13 protein-coding genes are annotated in these 16117 nt (G+C 72.0%); 4 read left to right on the top strand and 9 right to left on the bottom strand.

All coding sequences use genetic code 11. The features are described 5' to 3' along the window. Window positions 1-5: 5 nt before the first annotated feature. The gene (locus OHA17_RS26090) at window positions 6-1466 is read right to left on the bottom strand and encodes a M28 family metallopeptidase (RefSeq protein WP_406508609.1); all 1461 of its coding nucleotides are present in this window, start codon (window positions 1464-1466) and stop codon (window positions 6-8) included. Window positions 1467-1716: 250 nt separating this feature from the next. Here OHA17_RS26090 and OHA17_RS26085 point away from each other — a divergent pair, with 250 nt between their 5' ends. Then, complete coding sequence (locus OHA17_RS26085; RefSeq protein ID WP_406510819.1) at window positions 1717-2733, top strand: aspartate-semialdehyde dehydrogenase; 1017 nt, start codon at window positions 1717-1719, stop codon at window positions 2731-2733. An 87-nt stretch (window positions 2734-2820) separates the two neighbouring features. On the opposite strand, the gene OHA17_RS26080 is transcribed toward OHA17_RS26085, so the two are convergent. Further along, window positions 2821-3315: a DUF1203 domain-containing protein gene (locus OHA17_RS26080; RefSeq protein ID WP_406508608.1), complete on the bottom strand. Its 495-nt coding sequence runs from the start codon at window positions 3313-3315 to the stop codon at window positions 2821-2823. A 131-nt stretch (window positions 3316-3446) separates the two neighbouring features. On the opposite strand from OHA17_RS26080, the gene pepN reads away from it, so the two are divergent. Further along, on the top strand, window positions 3447-6032 hold the full coding sequence (gene pepN, locus OHA17_RS26075; RefSeq protein ID WP_406508607.1) for an aminopeptidase N: 2586 nt from the start codon (window positions 3447-3449) through the stop codon (window positions 6030-6032). 432 nt (window positions 6033-6464) lie between these two features. Here pepN and alc read toward each other — a convergent pair whose 3' ends face one another. Then, window positions 6465-7616: an allantoicase gene (gene alc / locus OHA17_RS26070; protein ID WP_406508606.1), complete on the bottom strand. Its 1152-nt coding sequence runs from the start codon at window positions 7614-7616 to the stop codon at window positions 6465-6467. Between the two features lie 143 nt (window positions 7617-7759). On the opposite strand from alc, the gene OHA17_RS26065 reads away from it, so the two are divergent. Beyond that, a complete protein-coding gene (locus OHA17_RS26065; RefSeq protein WP_406508605.1) occupies window positions 7760-8674 on the top strand; it encodes an aldo/keto reductase in 915 nt (304 codons plus the stop codon). On the opposite strand, the gene OHA17_RS26060 is transcribed toward OHA17_RS26065, so the two are convergent. The 4 genes from OHA17_RS26060 to OHA17_RS26045 all read right to left on the bottom strand — a co-directional run bounded on the left by OHA17_RS26060 (window position 8671) and on the right by OHA17_RS26045 (window position 13026). Beyond that, window positions 8671-9582 (bottom strand): LysR substrate-binding domain-containing protein, encoded by a 912-nt coding sequence (locus OHA17_RS26060; RefSeq protein WP_406508604.1) that lies wholly within the window; start codon window positions 9580-9582, stop codon window positions 8671-8673. The genes OHA17_RS26065 and OHA17_RS26060 overlap by 4 nt on opposite strands. A gap of 34 nt (window positions 9583-9616) precedes the next feature. Continuing rightward, the gene (locus OHA17_RS26055; RefSeq protein ID WP_406508603.1) at window positions 9617-10540 is read right to left on the bottom strand and encodes a DMT family transporter; all 924 of its coding nucleotides are present in this window, start codon (window positions 10538-10540) and stop codon (window positions 9617-9619) included. Between the two features lie 59 nt (window positions 10541-10599). Continuing rightward, window positions 10600-11559 carry an EamA family transporter gene (locus OHA17_RS26050; protein WP_406508602.1) on the bottom strand — a complete coding sequence of 320 codons (960 nt, stop codon included), beginning with the start codon at window positions 11557-11559 and terminating at the stop codon, window positions 10600-10602. Between the two features lie 168 nt (window positions 11560-11727). Next, window positions 11728-13026 (bottom strand): MFS transporter, encoded by a 1299-nt coding sequence (locus tag OHA17_RS26045; protein ID WP_406508601.1) that lies wholly within the window; start codon window positions 13024-13026, stop codon window positions 11728-11730. A gap of 138 nt (window positions 13027-13164) precedes the next feature. Between OHA17_RS26045 and OHA17_RS26040 the strand changes: the two genes are divergently transcribed. Further along, complete coding sequence (locus OHA17_RS26040; protein ID WP_406508600.1) at window positions 13165-13713, top strand: MarR family winged helix-turn-helix transcriptional regulator; 549 nt, start codon at window positions 13165-13167, stop codon at window positions 13711-13713. Between the two features lie 110 nt (window positions 13714-13823). On the opposite strand, the gene OHA17_RS26035 is transcribed toward OHA17_RS26040, so the two are convergent. Beyond that, window positions 13824-14063, bottom strand: coding sequence for a hypothetical protein (locus OHA17_RS26035; RefSeq protein WP_078966529.1), 240 nt, complete (start codon window positions 14061-14063; stop codon window positions 13824-13826). A gap of 20 nt (window positions 14064-14083) precedes the next feature. Continuing rightward, on the bottom strand, window positions 14084-16117 hold the full coding sequence (gene malQ / locus OHA17_RS26030; protein ID WP_406508599.1) for a 4-alpha-glucanotransferase: 2034 nt from the start codon (window positions 16115-16117) through the stop codon (window positions 14084-14086).

Raw genomic sequence — 16117 nt, 5'->3', positions numbered from 1 at the left:
TGCGCTCAGCCCTTGAGCGAGCTGAGATCGACGGCGTAGGTGCCGACGGCCTGCGCGATGACGTCGATGTTGAGGTCGAAGTACTTCTTGTCGATGTTCTTCAACGTGTCGCCCTTGGCGTGGTAGTTGGGGTCGAAAGCCTGGCCCGCCGTGCCGCCCCACTTCTTGGCCTGCTCGGGCGTCTTGATCTCCTCGGCGCCGGTGTAGGTGCCGCCGGCCGGGATGCCGACCTCGATGAAGGGGCCGTAGTCGGAGCGGCCGTCGAAGTCGTAGCCCTCGTGCTGGACGTGCCGCTTGTCGAGGTAGTTGTTGATCAGGCCCTCGATCTGCGCCGATCCCGCGGGGCCCGGGCCCGCGCCCTTCTTGTCGGAGTCGTCGCCGTCGTAGACGAGCTGGGCGGCGTTGGGCGAGGCGATCATGTCGAAGTTCAGATAGAGCTTGATCTGCTTCTGCTGCTGCTCGGTGAGGTTCTTGACGTAGTGCTCCGAGCCGAGCAGGCCGAGCTCCTCGCCGGACCACCAGGCGAACCGCACCTTGTTGGGGAGCTGCTTGGGGTGCTTGCGGGTCTGCTTGGTCTCCTTGGCGAGCTTGAGGGCCACTTCGAGCAGGCCCGCCGAGCCGGAGCCGTTGTCGTTGATGCCGGGGCCCTCGGGGACCGAGTCGAGGTGGCTGCCGAGCGCGACCACGCTGTCCGGGTTGCCGGTGCGGGTCTCGGCGATCACGTTGCGGGTCTTCTTGGCGACGGCCTCGGTGGCCACGTCCAGGGTGACCTCGACCGGGCCCTTGGCGAGCTGCCCGGCGAGCGCCTCGCCGTCGGCGAGGGAGATCCCGGCGGCCGGGATGTGCGCGTTCTGTGGCTCCCCGACCGTGCCGTGCACGGCGTCGGTCCCGGAGTGGTTGTAGACGATGACGCCGGCCGCGCCCGCCTTGGCGGCGACGGCCTCCTTCTCCTGGAAGGTGCAGCTGCCGCGCTTCACCAGCGCGATCTTCCCGGTGAAGGTGCCGGAGGCGTAGTCGTCGAGCGAGCAGCCCGGGGTGTCGTCGACGCGGGCCGCCTTCACCTCGGCGGTGAGCCCGCCGGCCGGGGTCGACTTGCTGAACAGGTAGGCGGCGGAGGCCAGTTGACGCCCGCCCACCGTCAGCTTCTGCCGCAGCGTCTTCGACTCGTAGAAGGTGAAGTCCTGGTACGAGACGTCGTACCCGGCCTGCTCCAGCTGCCCGTACACATAGGCGGCCGAGGCGTCGTAGCCGGGGGTGCCGGCCGCCCGGTTGCCGCCGTTGGCGTCGGCGATCTTCTGGAAGGCCTCCAGATGGCGGTAGGCGCTCTCCCCCGACGCCTCCTTGACCAGCTTCTTCGCGAGGTGCTGGTCGTGTCCCCCGCGGGCGACGGCGGGCGTCGCCAGGGACAGGATCACCGGGGCGGCGGCGAGGGCGGCTATGGCCCGGGTGCGGCGGGATACGGGCACGGGAAATCCTCCGGAATACGGTGCGGTGTCGCCGATGATCGACCGGCTTGCCAGGACCGTAGCCAGCAAAAACGGCTCCGCGGGGCATTTCGGGGCGGATGCAACACGGATGCCATGGACTTGTCACAAGTGGGCAGGCGTCCCACACCCCGGACAATGGATTGGACAAGTCCGCCGGGATCCGACGCATCATGGATGGGCCGGAGCCGTACAGGAGCACGTGAAGCACGTGAGCAGCAAGGGAGTCACCGTGAGGGTCGGAATCGTCGGAGCCACCGGGCAGGTCGGATCGGTCATGCGCAAGATCCTCGTCGAGCGGGCCTTCCCGGCTGACGAGCTGCGCCTGTTCGCCTCAGCGCGCTCCGCTGGCACCGTCCTGGACGGCGTGACGGTCGAGGACGCGTCCACCGCCGACTACACGGGCCTGGACATCGTGCTGTTCTCGGCGGGCGGCGCCACCTCGCGCGCGCTGGCCGAGAAGGTCGCCTCCCAGGGCGCCGTCGTGATCGACAACTCCTCCGCCTGGCGCGGCGACCCCGACGTCCCGCTCGTGGTCTCCGAGGTCAACCCGGACGCGATCACGAACCGCCCCAAGGGCATCATCGCCAACCCGAACTGCACGACGATGGCCGCGATGCCGGTCCTGCGCCCCCTGCACGACGAGGCCGGGCTCACCGCGATGGTCGCCACCACCTACCAGGCCGTCTCCGGCTCTGGCCTCGCGGGCGTGGCCGAGCTGCACACCCAGGCCTGCAAGGTCGCCGAGGCGGCCGACCAGCTGACCTTCGACGGCGACGCGGTCGAGTTCCCCGAGCCCGGCGTCTACAAGCGCCCCATCGCCTTCAACGTGCTCCCCCTCGCGGGCAGCATCGTCGATGACGGCTCCTTCGAGACCGACGAGGAGCAGAAGCTCCGCAACGAGTCCCGCAAGATCCTGGACATCCCCGGGCTCAAGGTCTCCGGCACCTGCGTCCGCGTGCCGGTCTTCTCGGGCCACTCGCTCCAGGTGAACGCCCGCTTCGAGCGCCCGCTCAGCGTGGAGCGCGCGTACGAGCTCCTCAAGGACGCCCCGGGCGTCGAGCTCTCCGAGATCCCGACCCCTCTCCAGGCGGCGGGCAAGGACGCGTCGTACGTGGGCCGCATCCGCAACGACGAGACCGTCGAGAACGGCCTCGCGCTGTTCCTCTCGAACGACAACCTCCGCAAGGGCGCTGCGCTGAACGCGGTCCAGATCGCCGAGCTGGTGGCGGCCGAGCTCAAGGGCTGAGCACCCTGCCGGCGCGTTGCTTTCGGCTGCGGACCGGTGGGGGCTGGTCGCGCCCACGGTCCGCAGCCGAACAGCAAGCAAACGCTCTTAGCGGCGCACCTCGAACTGGAAGCAGCCGTATTCGACGGCACGGACGTGCACCAGGGCGACCTCCGGGTCGGAGAAGGCCTCGTCGAGGGCGGTGTCGAAGGCGGCGGCCGCGTCCTCGGGGAATTCGAGGAGCCGCCCGCCGAGAATGTGCCCGTCGCCGCTGTAGCGCCGCAGGACCCGGATCGCTCCCGGCCGTGTGAAGGGGTACAGGTCGGCACCCGCCGGCCCGTCGCACTCCTCGGCGTGGATGAAGACGGGACCCTGCTCGTCATACGCCCCCGGCGCCGCCGACGTGTCCGCGGCCCAGCGCCGCAGCGGGGCGTAGGAGACCAGGGCGACCTTCTCGCCGGGCGCGATGGGGCGCAGGCAGCACCGCAGGGGATCGCCGCCCTCCTCGTCGACGTAGGGAACGCAAGGGCGCCCGGCGTCGTCCGTGTCGCGGAGCTGCTTGAGGACGGCGGGCTCGATGGGACGTGCGGTGTAGATCGTCATGGCACCAGCGTGGTCGCGCGAGGCCCTGTTCACCGGCGGAAAACGGACATCGCGCTGTGCGGACCCTGCGTGCAAGGATGGCCGGAACGTCACGATCTGATGGAACTGAAGCATCTGAAGGAGATGACCGGGTGCCTGGCACGAATCTGACCCGTGAAGAGGCGCAGCGGCGGGCGGCCCTGCTCACCGTTGACTCGTACGAGATCGAGCTCGACCTGAGCGGCGCGCAGGAGGGCGGCACCTACCGGTCCGCGACCACCGTGCGCTTCGACTCCGCCGAGGCCGGGGCGGAGACCTTCATCGACCTGGTCGCGCCGACCGTGCACGAGGTCGTCCTGAACGGGACCGCGCTGGACGCGGCCGCCGTGTTCCAGGACAGCCGGATCGCGCTGGCCGGGCTCGAAGCGGGCCCGAACGAGCTGAGGGTGGTCGCGGACTGCGCGTACACCAACACCGGCGAGGGCCTGCACCGCTTCGTGGACCCGGTGGACCAACAGGCCTATCTGTACACACAGTTCGAGGTTCCGGACGCACGCCGCGTGTTCGCCTCGTTCGAGCAGCCGGACCTGAAGGCGACCTTCCGGTTCACCGTGAAGGCGCCGACGGGCTGGACGGTGATCTCCAACTCACCGACGCCGGAGCCCAAGGGACCCGATGGGAACGTGTGGGCCTTCGAGCCCACCCCGCGCATTTCCTCGTACATCACCGCGCTGATCGTGGGCCCGTACCACTCGGTGCACTCCTCGTACGAGGGCCCGGCCGGGCAGTCGGTGCCGCTGGGCATCTACTGCCGCCCCTCGCTCGCCGAGTTCCTCGACGCGGACGAGATCTTCGCGGTGACCCGGCAGGGCTTCGACTGGTTCCAGGAGAAGTTCGACTACGCCTACCCGTTCGCCAAGTACGACCAGCTCTTCGTGCCGGAGTTCAACGCGGGCGCGATGGAGAACGCGGGCGCGGTCACCATCCGCGACCAGTACGTGTTCCGCTCGAAGGTGACGGACGCCGCGTACGAGGTGCGGGCCGAGACCATCCTGCACGAGCTCGCCCACATGTGGTTCGGCGACCTGGTGACGATGGAGTGGTGGAACGACCTGTGGCTGAACGAGTCGTTCGCCACCTACACCTCGATCGCCTGCCAGGCGTACGCGCCCGGCTCCAAGTGGCCGCACTCCTGGACCACGTTCGCCAACTCGATGAAGACCTGGGCCTACCGCCAGGACCAGCTTCCCTCGACGCACCCGATCATGGCGGACATCCGCGACCTGGACGACGTCCTGGTCAACTTCGACGGCATCACGTACGCCAAGGGCGCCTCGGTCCTGAAGCAGCTCGTGGCGTACGTCGGCATGGACGAGTTCTTCCAGGGCGTGCAGGCGTACTTCAAGGCGCACGCGTTCGGCAACACCCGCCTGTCCGACCTGCTCGGCGCGCTGGAGAAGACGAGCGGGCGCGACCTGAAGACCTGGTCGAAGGCGTGGCTGGAGACGGCGGGCATCAACGTGCTGCGCCCCGAGATCACGACGGACGCATCCGGCGCCATCACGTCGTTCACGGTCCTGCAGGAGGCTCCCGCGCTGCCGGCCGGCGCGAAGGGCGAGCCGACGCTGCGCCCGCACCGCATCGCGATCGGCTTCTACGACCTGGACGGGGCGGGCAAGCTGGTCCGTACGAACCGGTTCGAGCTGGACATCGAGGCCGCCGCCCGCACCGAGGTCGAGCTGCCCGCGGGTACGTCCCGCCCGGCGGTCGTCCTCCTGAACGACGACGACCTGTCGTACGCGAAGGTCCGCCTCGACGAGGAGTCGCTGCGGGTCGTCACCGAGCACCTGGGCGACTTCGCCGAGTCCCTGCCGCGCGCCCTGTGCTGGGCCTCGGCCTGGGACATGACCCGCGACGGCGAGCTCGCGACGCGCGACTACCTGGCGCTGGTCCTGTCGGGCATCGCCAAGGAGTCCGACATCGGTGTGGTGCAGTCCCTGCACCGCCAGGTGAAGCTGGCCATCGACCTGTACGCGGCACCCGAGTGGCGCGACGCGGGCCTGACCCAGTGGACGGACGCGACGCTGGCGCACCTGCGCACCGCCGAGCCGGGCAGCGACCACCAGCTGGCGTGGGCCCGCGCCTTCGCGGCGACGGCCCGCACGCCGCAGCAACTCGACCTGCTCCAGGGCCTGTTGACGGGTGCGGAGACCATCGAGGGCCTCGCCGTGGACACCGAGCTGCGCTGGGCGTTCGTGGAGCGGCTCGCGGCGACGGGCGTCTTCGACGAGCCGGAGATCGCGGCGGAGCTGGACCGCGACAAGACGGCCGCGGGCGAGCGCCACGCGGCGACCGCCCGGGCCGCGCGCCCGACGCCGGAGGCGAAGGCCGAGGCGTGGGCGTCGGTGGTGGAGGGCGACACGCTCCCGAACGCCGTCCAGGAAGCGGTGATCGGCGGCTTCGTCCAGACGGACCAGCGCGAACTGCTGGCCCCGTACTCGGCGAAGTTCTTCTCCGCGGTGAAGTCCGTATGGGAGTCCCGCTCGCACGAGATCGCCCAGCAGATCGCGGTGGGCCTGTACCCGTCCCTCCTGGTCTCCCAGGAAACCCTGGACGCGACGGACGCCTGGCTGTCCTCGGCCGCCCCGAACGCGTCCCTGCGCCGCCTGATCTCGGAGTCCCGCTCGGGCGTGGAGCGGGCGCTGCGGGCCCGAGTGGCCGACGCGGAAGCCGCGTAGCGGGGGGCGGGGTGAGGGGGGCGGTTCCCTGCGGGGCTGCCCCCCACCCCGCCGCTTCCCGAAACCCTCCGGGGGAGGCCGTAACAGGAGTGGCACTTCCCCGTGGGGGCTCCGCCCCCAGACCCCCGGCGGGGCTACGCCCCTGCACCCCGCTCCTCAAACGCCGGAGGGGCTGGGGTGGGGGTGTACCTGCAGGCCGTGGGTGGTTGCTCGCGCAGTTCCCCGCGCCCCTAAAGCCGCCTTCGACCGCAGACCATGCGTGGCTGGCCGCGCCCACGCGACGGACCGGCCCCAAGAACCCGCCTCTCGCCGCCGGAGGCTTTCGGGAAGGGGCGGGGTGGGGGAAATGAGACCCGCCCGGCGAACGGGCGTCGCATGCGCAGCCGTCCGCCGGGCGGAAGAGGAGGTAGGTAGAGATGGAGGGACCGGAGGTCAGGCGGTCAACTCCGCGTAGCGGCTGCGGAGTTCGGCCGCTCCCGCCGCCGTCAGCACACCGTGCAGCCGCATCCGGGCCACCCCGCCGTCCGGGAACGCGTCGAGGCGGACGTGCGTCGCCACCGCCTGCGCCGGAAGGCGGAACCGGTGCAGCGTGTCGGGCTCAAGCCGCGTACGCGGGATGATCTCGAACCACTCCCCCGTCTCGCCGTTGCGCCCGCTCAGCGCGACCCACCCCGCCGAGTTCCCCTTCAGGTACGCCGTGTCGATCTCGACCGCCCTGATCGCCCCCTGTGCGACCAGCCGGAAGCGCACCCAGTCGTTGGTGTCGCGGACGCGGCGACGCCGGTTCTCCCAGCCGTCGTCCATCTTCTGCGACGTCCCCGGCAGGATGATCTGCGTCGGCGAGGAGTAGAACTTGTCCGACGCGTCCTCGTACGAACCGCCGTTGGCGACCGCCACGAGGTCGATCGTGCCCAGCGTGTCGAGCCACTCCGGGTCGGGGACGACCTCGCCGTACACGCGCAGGCGGGCCACGCCGCCGTCGGGGTGCTGGCAGAGCCGGACGTGGGTGTAACGGCGGCCCGTAGTGATGTCAAAACCGTTCTCGGCGTGGCCGCGCACCGGCGTCGGCGGGACGATCTCGTCCCACTTCACGTCGTCGGCGAGCAGTTGCTCGGGGCTGGGCGAGCCCTCGACCGCCGTGGCCTGTACGGAGATTCGCTGCGGGTAGTTGCCGCGGAAGTGCGCCGTGTCGACGACGATCCCCTTGATCACGCCGGGCGCGCCGAGCCGTACGAGCGCCCAGTCGTGATCCTCGGGCGCGGGGAAGACGTGGTCGGCGTCCGCGCCGCGACGGCGGCGGGTCTCCCAGCCGTCCATGATCTTGCCCTTGTGCCCGAAGTGCTCCGGGTCGAACACGGCCCGCTCGCGGACGAGCAGGTTCTCGCGCTCGGCGAAGAACTCGTCGTTGGCGGCGATGACTCCGGCGCCGAGCCGGCGGTCCGCGAGGTCGACGAGCTCGGTGAACGCGAAGTCACCGGAGCGGTAGTCGGCGTACGGGTCGCCACCTCCATAGGGGGCGGCGTCGTTGGCGTGCGGGTCCTCGGTGGAGGCGTGGTCGGCGATGTTCTCGGTGGCGGAAGTCATGACCCGACTCTCGCCCGCCCCCACCCTCCACGTCCATCGAAAGTTTTCGCACAGTCTGTTCAGTGATACTGAACGGACTGGACGGTCCTGGCAGCTTGTTGCCAGCTTCCGGCGGGCCGCCCCGCCCCTGCCAGACTCCCGCCATGACCACGACCTCAGAAATCATCACCGCGGCCGCCGCGGGCACCTGGCGGCTCGGCGACCTGACCGTCAACCGGATCGGCTTCGGCGCGATGCGCCTGCCGCAGCAGGGCGCGGCCCTGCGCGCCGATGCCGCATCGAGCGACCGGGAACGGTCAATCGCCGTACTGCGCAAGGCAGTTGAGCTCGGCGTCAATCACATCGACACCGCCGCGTTCTACTTCTCGCCGCTGCGTTCCGCGAACGAGCTGATCGGCCGGGCCCTCGCCCCGTACGCGGACGATCTCGTCGTCACCACCAAGGTCGGGCCCACCCGGGTCCCGTCGGGCGAGTGGGGCGAGCACGCCAGGACGCCCGAGGCGCTGCGCGGGCAGGTCGAGGAGAACCTGCGCCAGCTCGGCCGCGACCACCTGGACGTGGTGAACCTGCGCATCACCGGCACCGATTCGATCGCCGAGCGCTTCGGCGCGCTGGCCGAGCTGCGCGAGGCGGGGCTCATCCGCCACCTGGGCCTGTCCAACGTGGGCCCCGCGCACCTCGACGAGGCGCTGGCGATCGCACCCGTCGTGTGCGTGCAGAACCCGTACGGCATCGGCGCGCCCGCGGCGCAGGAGGAGATGCTCCGGCTGTGCGGCGAGCGGGGGATCGCGTTCGTGCCGTTCTACGCGATCGCGGGGGCCGGGCGCGAGACGGGCGCGGGTGGCGCGGAGAGCGAGGCGGTGCTGGCCGTCGCGCGCGAGCGCGGGGTGAGCGCGGCGCGGGTCCGGCTCGCGTGGACGCTGCACCGCGGCCCTCACGTCCTGGCCATCCCCGGCACCGGCGACCCGGCCCACCTCGTCGACAACGTGGCGGCGGGCGGCCTGCGCCTGACCGACGCCGAGCTCGCCCGCCTGGACGCGCCCGCGAAAACCGCTTAACCGGCGGGGCGTGCGTTCGCGACGTCCCGCAGCGCGGCCAGCACCCGGGCCAGGGCGGGGCCCTCCTCCGCGCCGCGCCGCACGGCGGCCACGACGTGACGCCGAGGCTGGTCCGCGCTGAGTATCCGCATGACGACGCCCGCGCGCCGGTCGGCCGCGGCCATCCGGGGCACCAGGGCGACGCCCATCCCGGCCTCCACCATGGCCAGGATCGCGGTCCAGCCGGCCGCGCTGTGCGCCTGCTCGGGGACGAATCCGGCCGCCTCGCAGGCCGCCGTGGTGATCTCCGACCAGGGGCCGCTGCCGCCGAAGATCCACGGCTCGTGTGCCAGGTCGGCGAGCCTGAGGCCCGGTTCGGCGGCGAGCGGGTGCCCGGCGGGCAGCGCCACGTCGAGGGGGTCGGTGAGCAGCGGAAGCAGCGCGAACTTCGGGTCGCGGGCGCTCGGCGCATGGGCGGCGAGGGAGAGGGCGAGGTCCACGGTCCCGGCCGAGAGCAGCTCGTACGCCTCGGCCGCCTCGGCCTCCCGCACCCGTACCTCAAGGGCCGGATGGCTGCGGCGCAGCTGCTGCACGGCCGGTACGACGAGGGCGGGCACGGCGGTCGAGAACGCCCCGATCCGCACCTCGCCCGCCTCACCCTGGAGGTAGCCCGTCAACTCGGCGTCCGCGCGCTCCAGTTGGGCGAATACGGCCTCGGCGTGGCGCAGCACGAGATGGGCGGCGTCGCTGAGGCGGACCCGGCGGCCGTGCGCTTCGAGCAGCGTCACACCAAGCTGTTTGGCGAGGTTGGACAGCTGCTGCGAGACCGCCGAGGGCGTCATCATGAGCACCTCGGCGGTCGCGGTCACGGTGCCCTGCTCGCGCAGGGTCCGCAGGATGTGCAGCTTCTTGATGTCCCACTCGCTCATGGGACGCAACATACCGGCGCCTCCCCCGGGCGGTTCACCTGCGGGATCCGAGGACGACCCCGCCGAGGATGAGCGCCATGCAGACCAGCTGCGCCGGGCCCATCGCCTCGCCGAGCAGCGGGTAGGAGAGCAGGGCCACGCAGACCGGCTGGAGGTAGTAGACGACTCCGGCGCGGGCGGCGCCGATCAGCGCGATCGCCTTGTTCCAGGCGAAGAAGGCGACGGCGGAGGAGAGCACGCCGACGTAGAGGAGCGGGCCGACCGTGCCGGGCGTCGCGGCGAAGCCGCCCTGGACCGCGAGGCTGGCCCCGTACACCGGGGCCAGCATGAGCGCGCCGAGCACGAAGGTGGTGAACAGGAAGGCGAGCGGACCGAGTTCGGCCGGGCGGCGCTTGAGGAGCACGCTGTACGAGGCGAAGCTGAGGGCGGCCGCGACCATCCACAGGTCGCCGGGCGCGAGGTCGAGATCGAGCGAGCCCTTGCTGACCAGGAGCAGCACTCCGGCCACGGCGACGAGCAGCCCGATGGTGCGCCGGGCACCGAGCCGGCCGCCGGTGAGGCGCTCGTGGACGGCCATCAGGACCGGCGAGGCAGCCATGATCATGCCCATGTTGCCGGCCGAGGTGGAGGTTCCGGCCTGGTTGACGAGGGTGTTGTACACGGTGATGCCGAGCAGCGAGGCGACCGTCAGGTATCCCAAGTGGCGCCGGATCAGGTCCCGTTGGCGCCAGGCCTCCCGGACGGCGAAGGGGGCGACCGCCACGATCGCGATCAGCCAGCGCCAGAACGCGGCCTGGATGGGTGGCACCGAGTCGTGCAGGGCCCGGGAGGCGACGAAGCTCCCGGACCAGACGACCGTCGCCACGGCCGCGAAGACGAGCCCGAGCCCGGAGGCCCCGCCCCCCCTCGTGGCCGCGGTGGCGCGCGGCGTGCTGCGGACTCGGTCCAGGACGGTCACGATGACTCCGTTTCGGTGCGTGGGGTTTGCCGGCGCCTGGTGTGGCGCTTGATGTGCCCTTACCGTCGCACCGAGCGACTTGTCACGTCCATCGAAAGTTTCAGTGATTTATCTTCAGCAGAGCTGAAAGATCGAGCGGACGTGTCCGCTGCCTCGGCGGGCTTCTTGGGGGCGGCCTGGCCGGCCAGGGTGGCACCGAAGGCGATGGCCATCCCGAGGAGCTGCACGGGGGCGAGGGCCTGGCCGAGTGCCGCCCAGCCGATGACGGCGGCGGTGAGCGGGGAGAGCGGGCCGAGGAAGGTGACGGAGGTCGCGGTCATGCGGCCGATGCCGCGGAACCAGAGCCAGTACGCGACGGCGGTGTTCACCAGGGCGAGGTAGACGTATCCGGCGAGGTTGCGCCCGTCGAGCGCGGGCGGGGCGCCCTCGACGAAGAAGGCGACCGGCGCGATGAGGAGCCCGCCCGCGGCGAGCTGCCACCCGGTCAGAACCAGCGGTCCGACGCCCTCCGGCCGCCCCCAGCGCTTGGTGAACACGGTCCCGGCGGACATCGACGCCGAGGAGCCGAGCGCGGCGATCACCCCGATCGCGTCGAAGGCACCGGCCGCCTTGAGGACCACGAGGCTGACCCCGAGGGCTGCGGCGATGCCGGTGAGCAGGCTCCGCAGGGTGGGCTTCTCGCCGAGGAACAGGGCGGCGAGCCCCGCGACCCACAGCGGCCCGACCGACCCGACCACGGCCGCCATGCCGCCGGGCAGCCGGTACGCGGAGAGGAAGAGCAGCGGGAAGAACGCCCCGATGTTGAGCGCCCCGAGCACGACCGCCTTCCACCACCAGTCACCTCTGGGCAGCCGTCTGGTGAGCGCTATGAGCGCGAGCCCGGCGGGCAGGGCCCGCATCATGCCGGTGAACAACGGGCGGTCCGCGGGCAGGAATTGAGTGGTGACGAAGTAGGTGGAGCCCCAGGAGACGGAGGCGAGGGCGGTGAGGCCCACGGTGACGAGCCGGTTCTGGTTCATGTGACTTCTGACTTCCCTGTCGGTTCTGGTTCGTGGGACGTGCTGTCCGTGCAGGTGCGGATCGCTGTCGACTGCGGGCCCGCACCGGGCATTTCAGCCCGTCCGGCGTTTGAGGACGAGCGCCCTTAAGGCGCGAACGGGGTCTGGGGCGGAGCCCCAGGAGCCCATTCACCCCCGGAGGGTTTGGGGAAGGGGCGGGGTGGGGCACGCAACCCGCCCGGCGAGAGCGACCCGTACCGCCCCGCCCGGCAGCACCCGCTCAAGCCGCACCACCACCCCCGCCGCCACCAGCGACGTACCGACCAGCACGGCCCACGGCAGCCGCCCGTCGACCGACATCAGCGCGGTGAAGAGCGACGGCGCGAGCGCCGCGGAGAGCGACCAGGACAGCTGGTACGCCGCCAAGTACCGTCCCCGAAGCGCCTCCGGCGCGGCCGCCACCGACAGCGCCCCGGCGGACGGGCTGTGGACGAGCTCGCCCATCGTGTACAGCGCGACGATGAGCAGCAGCGCCCCGCCGAGCACGACCCCCGAGCCGGGCCGGAACGTACCGAGCACGATCTGCGCGGCGAACGCGGCGGCGAAGAGGAGCGAGCCGAGGGCCGAGGAGCGGGTGCGCCGGGCGCCGCGGGAACGGACCCGCGCCGCGACCACGACCCCGCCCGCCGCGCACATCACCGTGTTGAGCGTGAACGCGGTGCCGGTGATGGCCTGGGGCCCGTGCAGCCAGGTGGTGATGTAGAGCGGGAAGAGGACGGAGAGGGCCGAATACCCCAGCGCGTTGAGGAAGTTGGCGGCGGTGAGCCCGAGGAAGGGCCGGTCGGCGAAGACCTGCCGGTAGCCGGCGGACGGCCGGGCCGCGCCCTCGACGGGTGCCCGTCGCTCGGCCCGTACGCCCCGCATGAGCAGGGCCGCGAGCGCGAAGCTGGCCGCGTTGAGCCAGGCCGCCGCGGTGAACCCGGCGTCCCCGGCGAACCCGACGACGAGCGAGGCGAGCAGCGAGCCGGCGCCGAGTCCGCCGTTGCGCAGGGCGCGCGAGGAGGCCTGGAGCCGGTCCCGGTCGGCGCCCTGGGCGACCTCGCCGAGCAGCGACTGCTGTACGGCGGGGAAGGCCCGGTCACCGAAGGCGGTGGCGAGCGCGACGGCGGCGAACGCGGGGAGGGAGTGGGCGAAGGGGTACAGGAGGAAGCCCGTGCCCCGCACTCCGTACAGCAGGAGCTGCACGCGTCTCGCCCCGTACCGGTCGACGGCGGCCCCGGCGAGCGGCAGCGCGCCCAGCCCGAGCAGCCCCACGACGGTGAGCACGAGTCCGACGGTGGCGAACGGGAGCCCGGTGACGTGGTGGAAGAACACCAGGCTGAACGGCACGTACATCCCGGAGCCGGTCGCGTCGACGGCCATGGCGACGAGCATCCGGCGTTCCCCGGCTATGCGGGGGATGCGGGTACGGCTGCGGAACGCACGCATGGGGACTCCGGGGTGCTCGGGGTTCGCGGTGATGGATGGTTCGGCCTGATAGCTCGATGGAAAGTAGCTTACTCGTAAGCTACTTTCCGTCAAGCAACTTTCTTGCGTCCGACTCAATGGCCTCGGATACTGGGTCTCATGACTGCCGCGAAGACGACTCACCCGGCTCCCCCGACGCCCGCCGAGCCGCTGCCCGACGCCCCCTCGGACGCGGTGGACGCGATCACCGACCAGTGGGCGGCGGTCCGCCCGGACCTCGAAACGGTCCCGATGGCGGTGTACGGCCGGATCTACCGGATCGCGCGCGCGATGGGCGAGCGGATGGACAAGGAGTACGCGAAGTTCGGCATCGGGCGCGGGGAGTTCGACGTCATCGCCACGCTGCGCCGCTCGGGCGAGCCGTACACGCTGTCGCCGCGGCAGCTTTCGGCGACGCTGATGCTGACGACGGGGGGGATGACGGGGCGGCTCGACAAGCTGGAGAAGGCGGGGCTGTTGCGTCGCAGCCCCGATCCGACGGATCGCAGGGGTCTGCGGGTGACCCTCACGGAGAAGGGGCTGGCCCTGGTGGAGGAGTCGGTGACGGCCGGGCTGGCCGCCCAGACCGAGCTTCTCACTTCCGCGCTGGATGCGGAGGAGGCGGCTCAACTGTCCGCGCTGCTGCGGAAGTTGCTGGCGGCGCACTGAGGCGCGGGGCCATCCGCAGGGGGCGGGCGGACGGCAAACACCCGCCCGGCTCGCCCGGCCCTCAAAGGGGGCGGAGCGAGCCGGGCGGGAAGATCAGGCCGACAACCCGGCTACGCCTTCTTCGGCGCCTTCCGGGACTTGTCGAGGACCATGACCAGTCCGGCGATAATCGCGAACAGCGCGATGGGCGCGACCACGAACAGACCGATCGTGTCGATCACGCTCAGGCCGGGCCCCGGGTCGTCACCGTCGTCGCGCGTGAGCGCGAGCGCGGGGGACGACATGAGCAGCATCATCAGCGTCGTTCCGGCTGCTACGGCGCCGGCGCGCAGGGCGTTCTTCTTGTCCACGGTGCAAACGTAGCGAACGCCTAAGAGGGCCGCGCGCCCGGGGGTGCCGTACGGGGACCGACAGCGCTGAACACCCGCATCAGCGCGTGCAGCCGAGGCGAGCCCACGATCGCCTCCAGCGTCAGCGGCTGCCCGTCCGGCCCCGCCACCGGCAGGCGCCAGTTGGGGTACTCGTCCCACGTGCCCGGCAGGTTCTGCGGTCTGCGGTCGCCCACCGCGTCCGGCAGCCACACGCCCACCATCCGGGCCGGGGTGCGCAGCAGGAAGCCGTAGATCGCGCGGATCTCCGCCTCCTCGTCGCCGGGGGCGTCGGGGAGGAGGCCCAGGCGTTCCAGGTAGCCGAGCCACTCGGCCACCTCCGCGCGGGCCGCGTGCTGCTCCTGGGCGAGCGGGGTCGCGAGGAGGCCGAGGCGGTGGCGGAGCTGGACGTGTTCGCCGGTGAGGCGGGCCGCCGTGGACGGCAGGTCGTGGGTGGTGGCGGTGGCCACGCAGCCCGACCGCCAGGATTCGGGGGGCAGGGGACGCCCCGTACCCGTCCAGTCGCGCTCGAACCAGAGGACCGACGTGCCAAGCACACCCCGCTCGGCCAGGGCCTCGCGCACGCCCGGTTCGACCGTGCCCAGGTCCTCCCCTATGACGACCGCGCCCGCGCGGTGCGCCTCCAGGGCGAGGACGGCGAGCATCGCCTCCGCGTCGTAGTGGACGTACGTGCCGTCGGTCGGCGGGTGCCCCTCCGGCACCCACCAGAGGCGGAACAGACCCATCACGTGGTCGATGCGCAGGGCGCCCGCGTGGCGCAGGAGGCCCTGGAGCAGTCCGCGGTACGGGGCGTAGCCGCCGGCGGCGAGGACGTCGGGGCGCCAGGGCGGCAGGCCCCAGTCCTGGCCGCGCGCGTTGAAGGCGTCCGGGGGCGCACCGATCGACATGCCGGGCGCGTACGCGTCCTGCTGGGCCCAGGCGTCGGCGCCCTCGGGGTGCGCGCCGACCGCGAGGTCGTGGACGAGGCCGACCGGCATGCCCGCCTCGCGGGCGGCGCGCTGGGCCGCGGCGAGCTGGGTGTCGGTGAGCCAGGCGAGCCAGGTGTGGAAGTCGACGCGGTCGATGAGCTCGCGGCGGGCGCGGGCGGTCGCGCCGGATCTCGGGTCGCGCAGCCCCTCGGGCCAGCGCCGCCAGTGCGGCCCGTACCGCTCGGCGAGCGCGCACCAGGTGGCGTGGTCCTCCAGGGCCTGGCCCTGCCCGGCGAGGAAGTCGCAGTAGGCGGCCCGGCGGCCGGGCGCGAGCGGCACCCGGTGCAGGATGTCCAGGGCCTCGCGCTTGAGCTCCCACACGGCGTCCCGGTCGATCAACTCCCCCTTGACCAGGACCCGTTGACGCAGGGCGGCAGCGCGCACGGTCAGCCCGTCGAGTCCGGCCCGCTCGGTGGCGTACGCGTACTCGGGGATGTCCTCGATGCGCAGGTGTACGGGATCGGGGAAGCGGCGCGAGGAGGGGCGGTAGGGGGACGGGTCGGTCGGGGCGCCGGGTACGGCCGCGTGCAGCGGGTTGACCTGCACGAACCCGGAGCCGAGCGTGCGGCCCGACCAGCTCGCGAGCTCCGCGAGGTCGCCGAGGTCTCCCATGCCCCAGGAGCGGGTGGAGAGCAGCGAGTAGAGCTGGACGAGGAAGCCGTGGGTCCGGGACGGGGGCTGCGGCACGCCGTGCGGCGCGACGATCAGCGTCGCGGTCGCCGTGCGCCCGTCTCGGTGGCGGACCTCCAACTGGTGTACACCCAGCGGGAGTTGATCGGCCGGCGTGCCGATGACCGTCAGCTCGTCGCAGAGGCCCGGGACCGGCCCGTCGCCCCAGCGCACCAGCGTCGGGGGCAGCAGACGCTCCGCCTCGGCGGCTTCGGCGGCGGCCAGGGCCCGGCGCAGCGCGGCCGGGGTCGACGCGTCCACGCCGAGTGCGGCGAGGACGGCGACCACCGTGGCGTCCGGCACCTCGACGGTGACGCCCGCCGACGGGGAGTACGACGTGGCCACGCCGTGCCGGGCGGCGAGCCGGGCCAGGGCCAT

The organism is Streptomyces sp. NBC_00212 (assembly GCF_045206365.1).
Lineage (GTDB): Bacteria > Actinomycetota > Actinomycetes > Streptomycetales > Streptomycetaceae > Streptomyces.
The sequence above is the reverse complement of the archived record's forward strand: the minus strand, read 5'-3'. Positions and strand labels throughout refer to the sequence as shown.

Coding starts and splice junctions, on each gene's coding strand:
- OHA17_RS26040 (WP_406508600.1), top strand. CDS start 13,165: ATGACTGCCGCGAAGACGACTCACCCGGCTCCCCCGACGCCCGCCGAG.
- OHA17_RS26060 (WP_406508604.1), bottom strand. CDS start 9,582: ATGAGCGAGTGGGACATCAAGAAGCTGCACATCCTGCGGACCCTGCGC.
- OHA17_RS26065 (WP_406508605.1), top strand. CDS start 7,760: ATGACCACGACCTCAGAAATCATCACCGCGGCCGCCGCGGGCACCTGG.
- OHA17_RS26045 (WP_406508601.1), bottom strand. CDS start 13,026: ATGCGTGCGTTCCGCAGCCGTACCCGCATCCCCCGCATAGCCGGGGAA.
- OHA17_RS26080 (WP_406508608.1), bottom strand. CDS start 3,315: ATGACGATCTACACCGCACGTCCCATCGAGCCCGCCGTCCTCAAGCAG.
- alc (WP_406508606.1), bottom strand. CDS start 7,616: ATGACTTCCGCCACCGAGAACATCGCCGACCACGCCTCCACCGAGGAC.
- malQ (WP_406508599.1), bottom strand. CDS start 16,117: ATGGCCCTGGCCCGGCTCGCCGCCCGGCACGGCGTGGCCACGTCGTAC.
- OHA17_RS26050 (WP_406508602.1), bottom strand. CDS start 11,559: ATGAACCAGAACCGGCTCGTCACCGTGGGCCTCACCGCCCTCGCCTCC.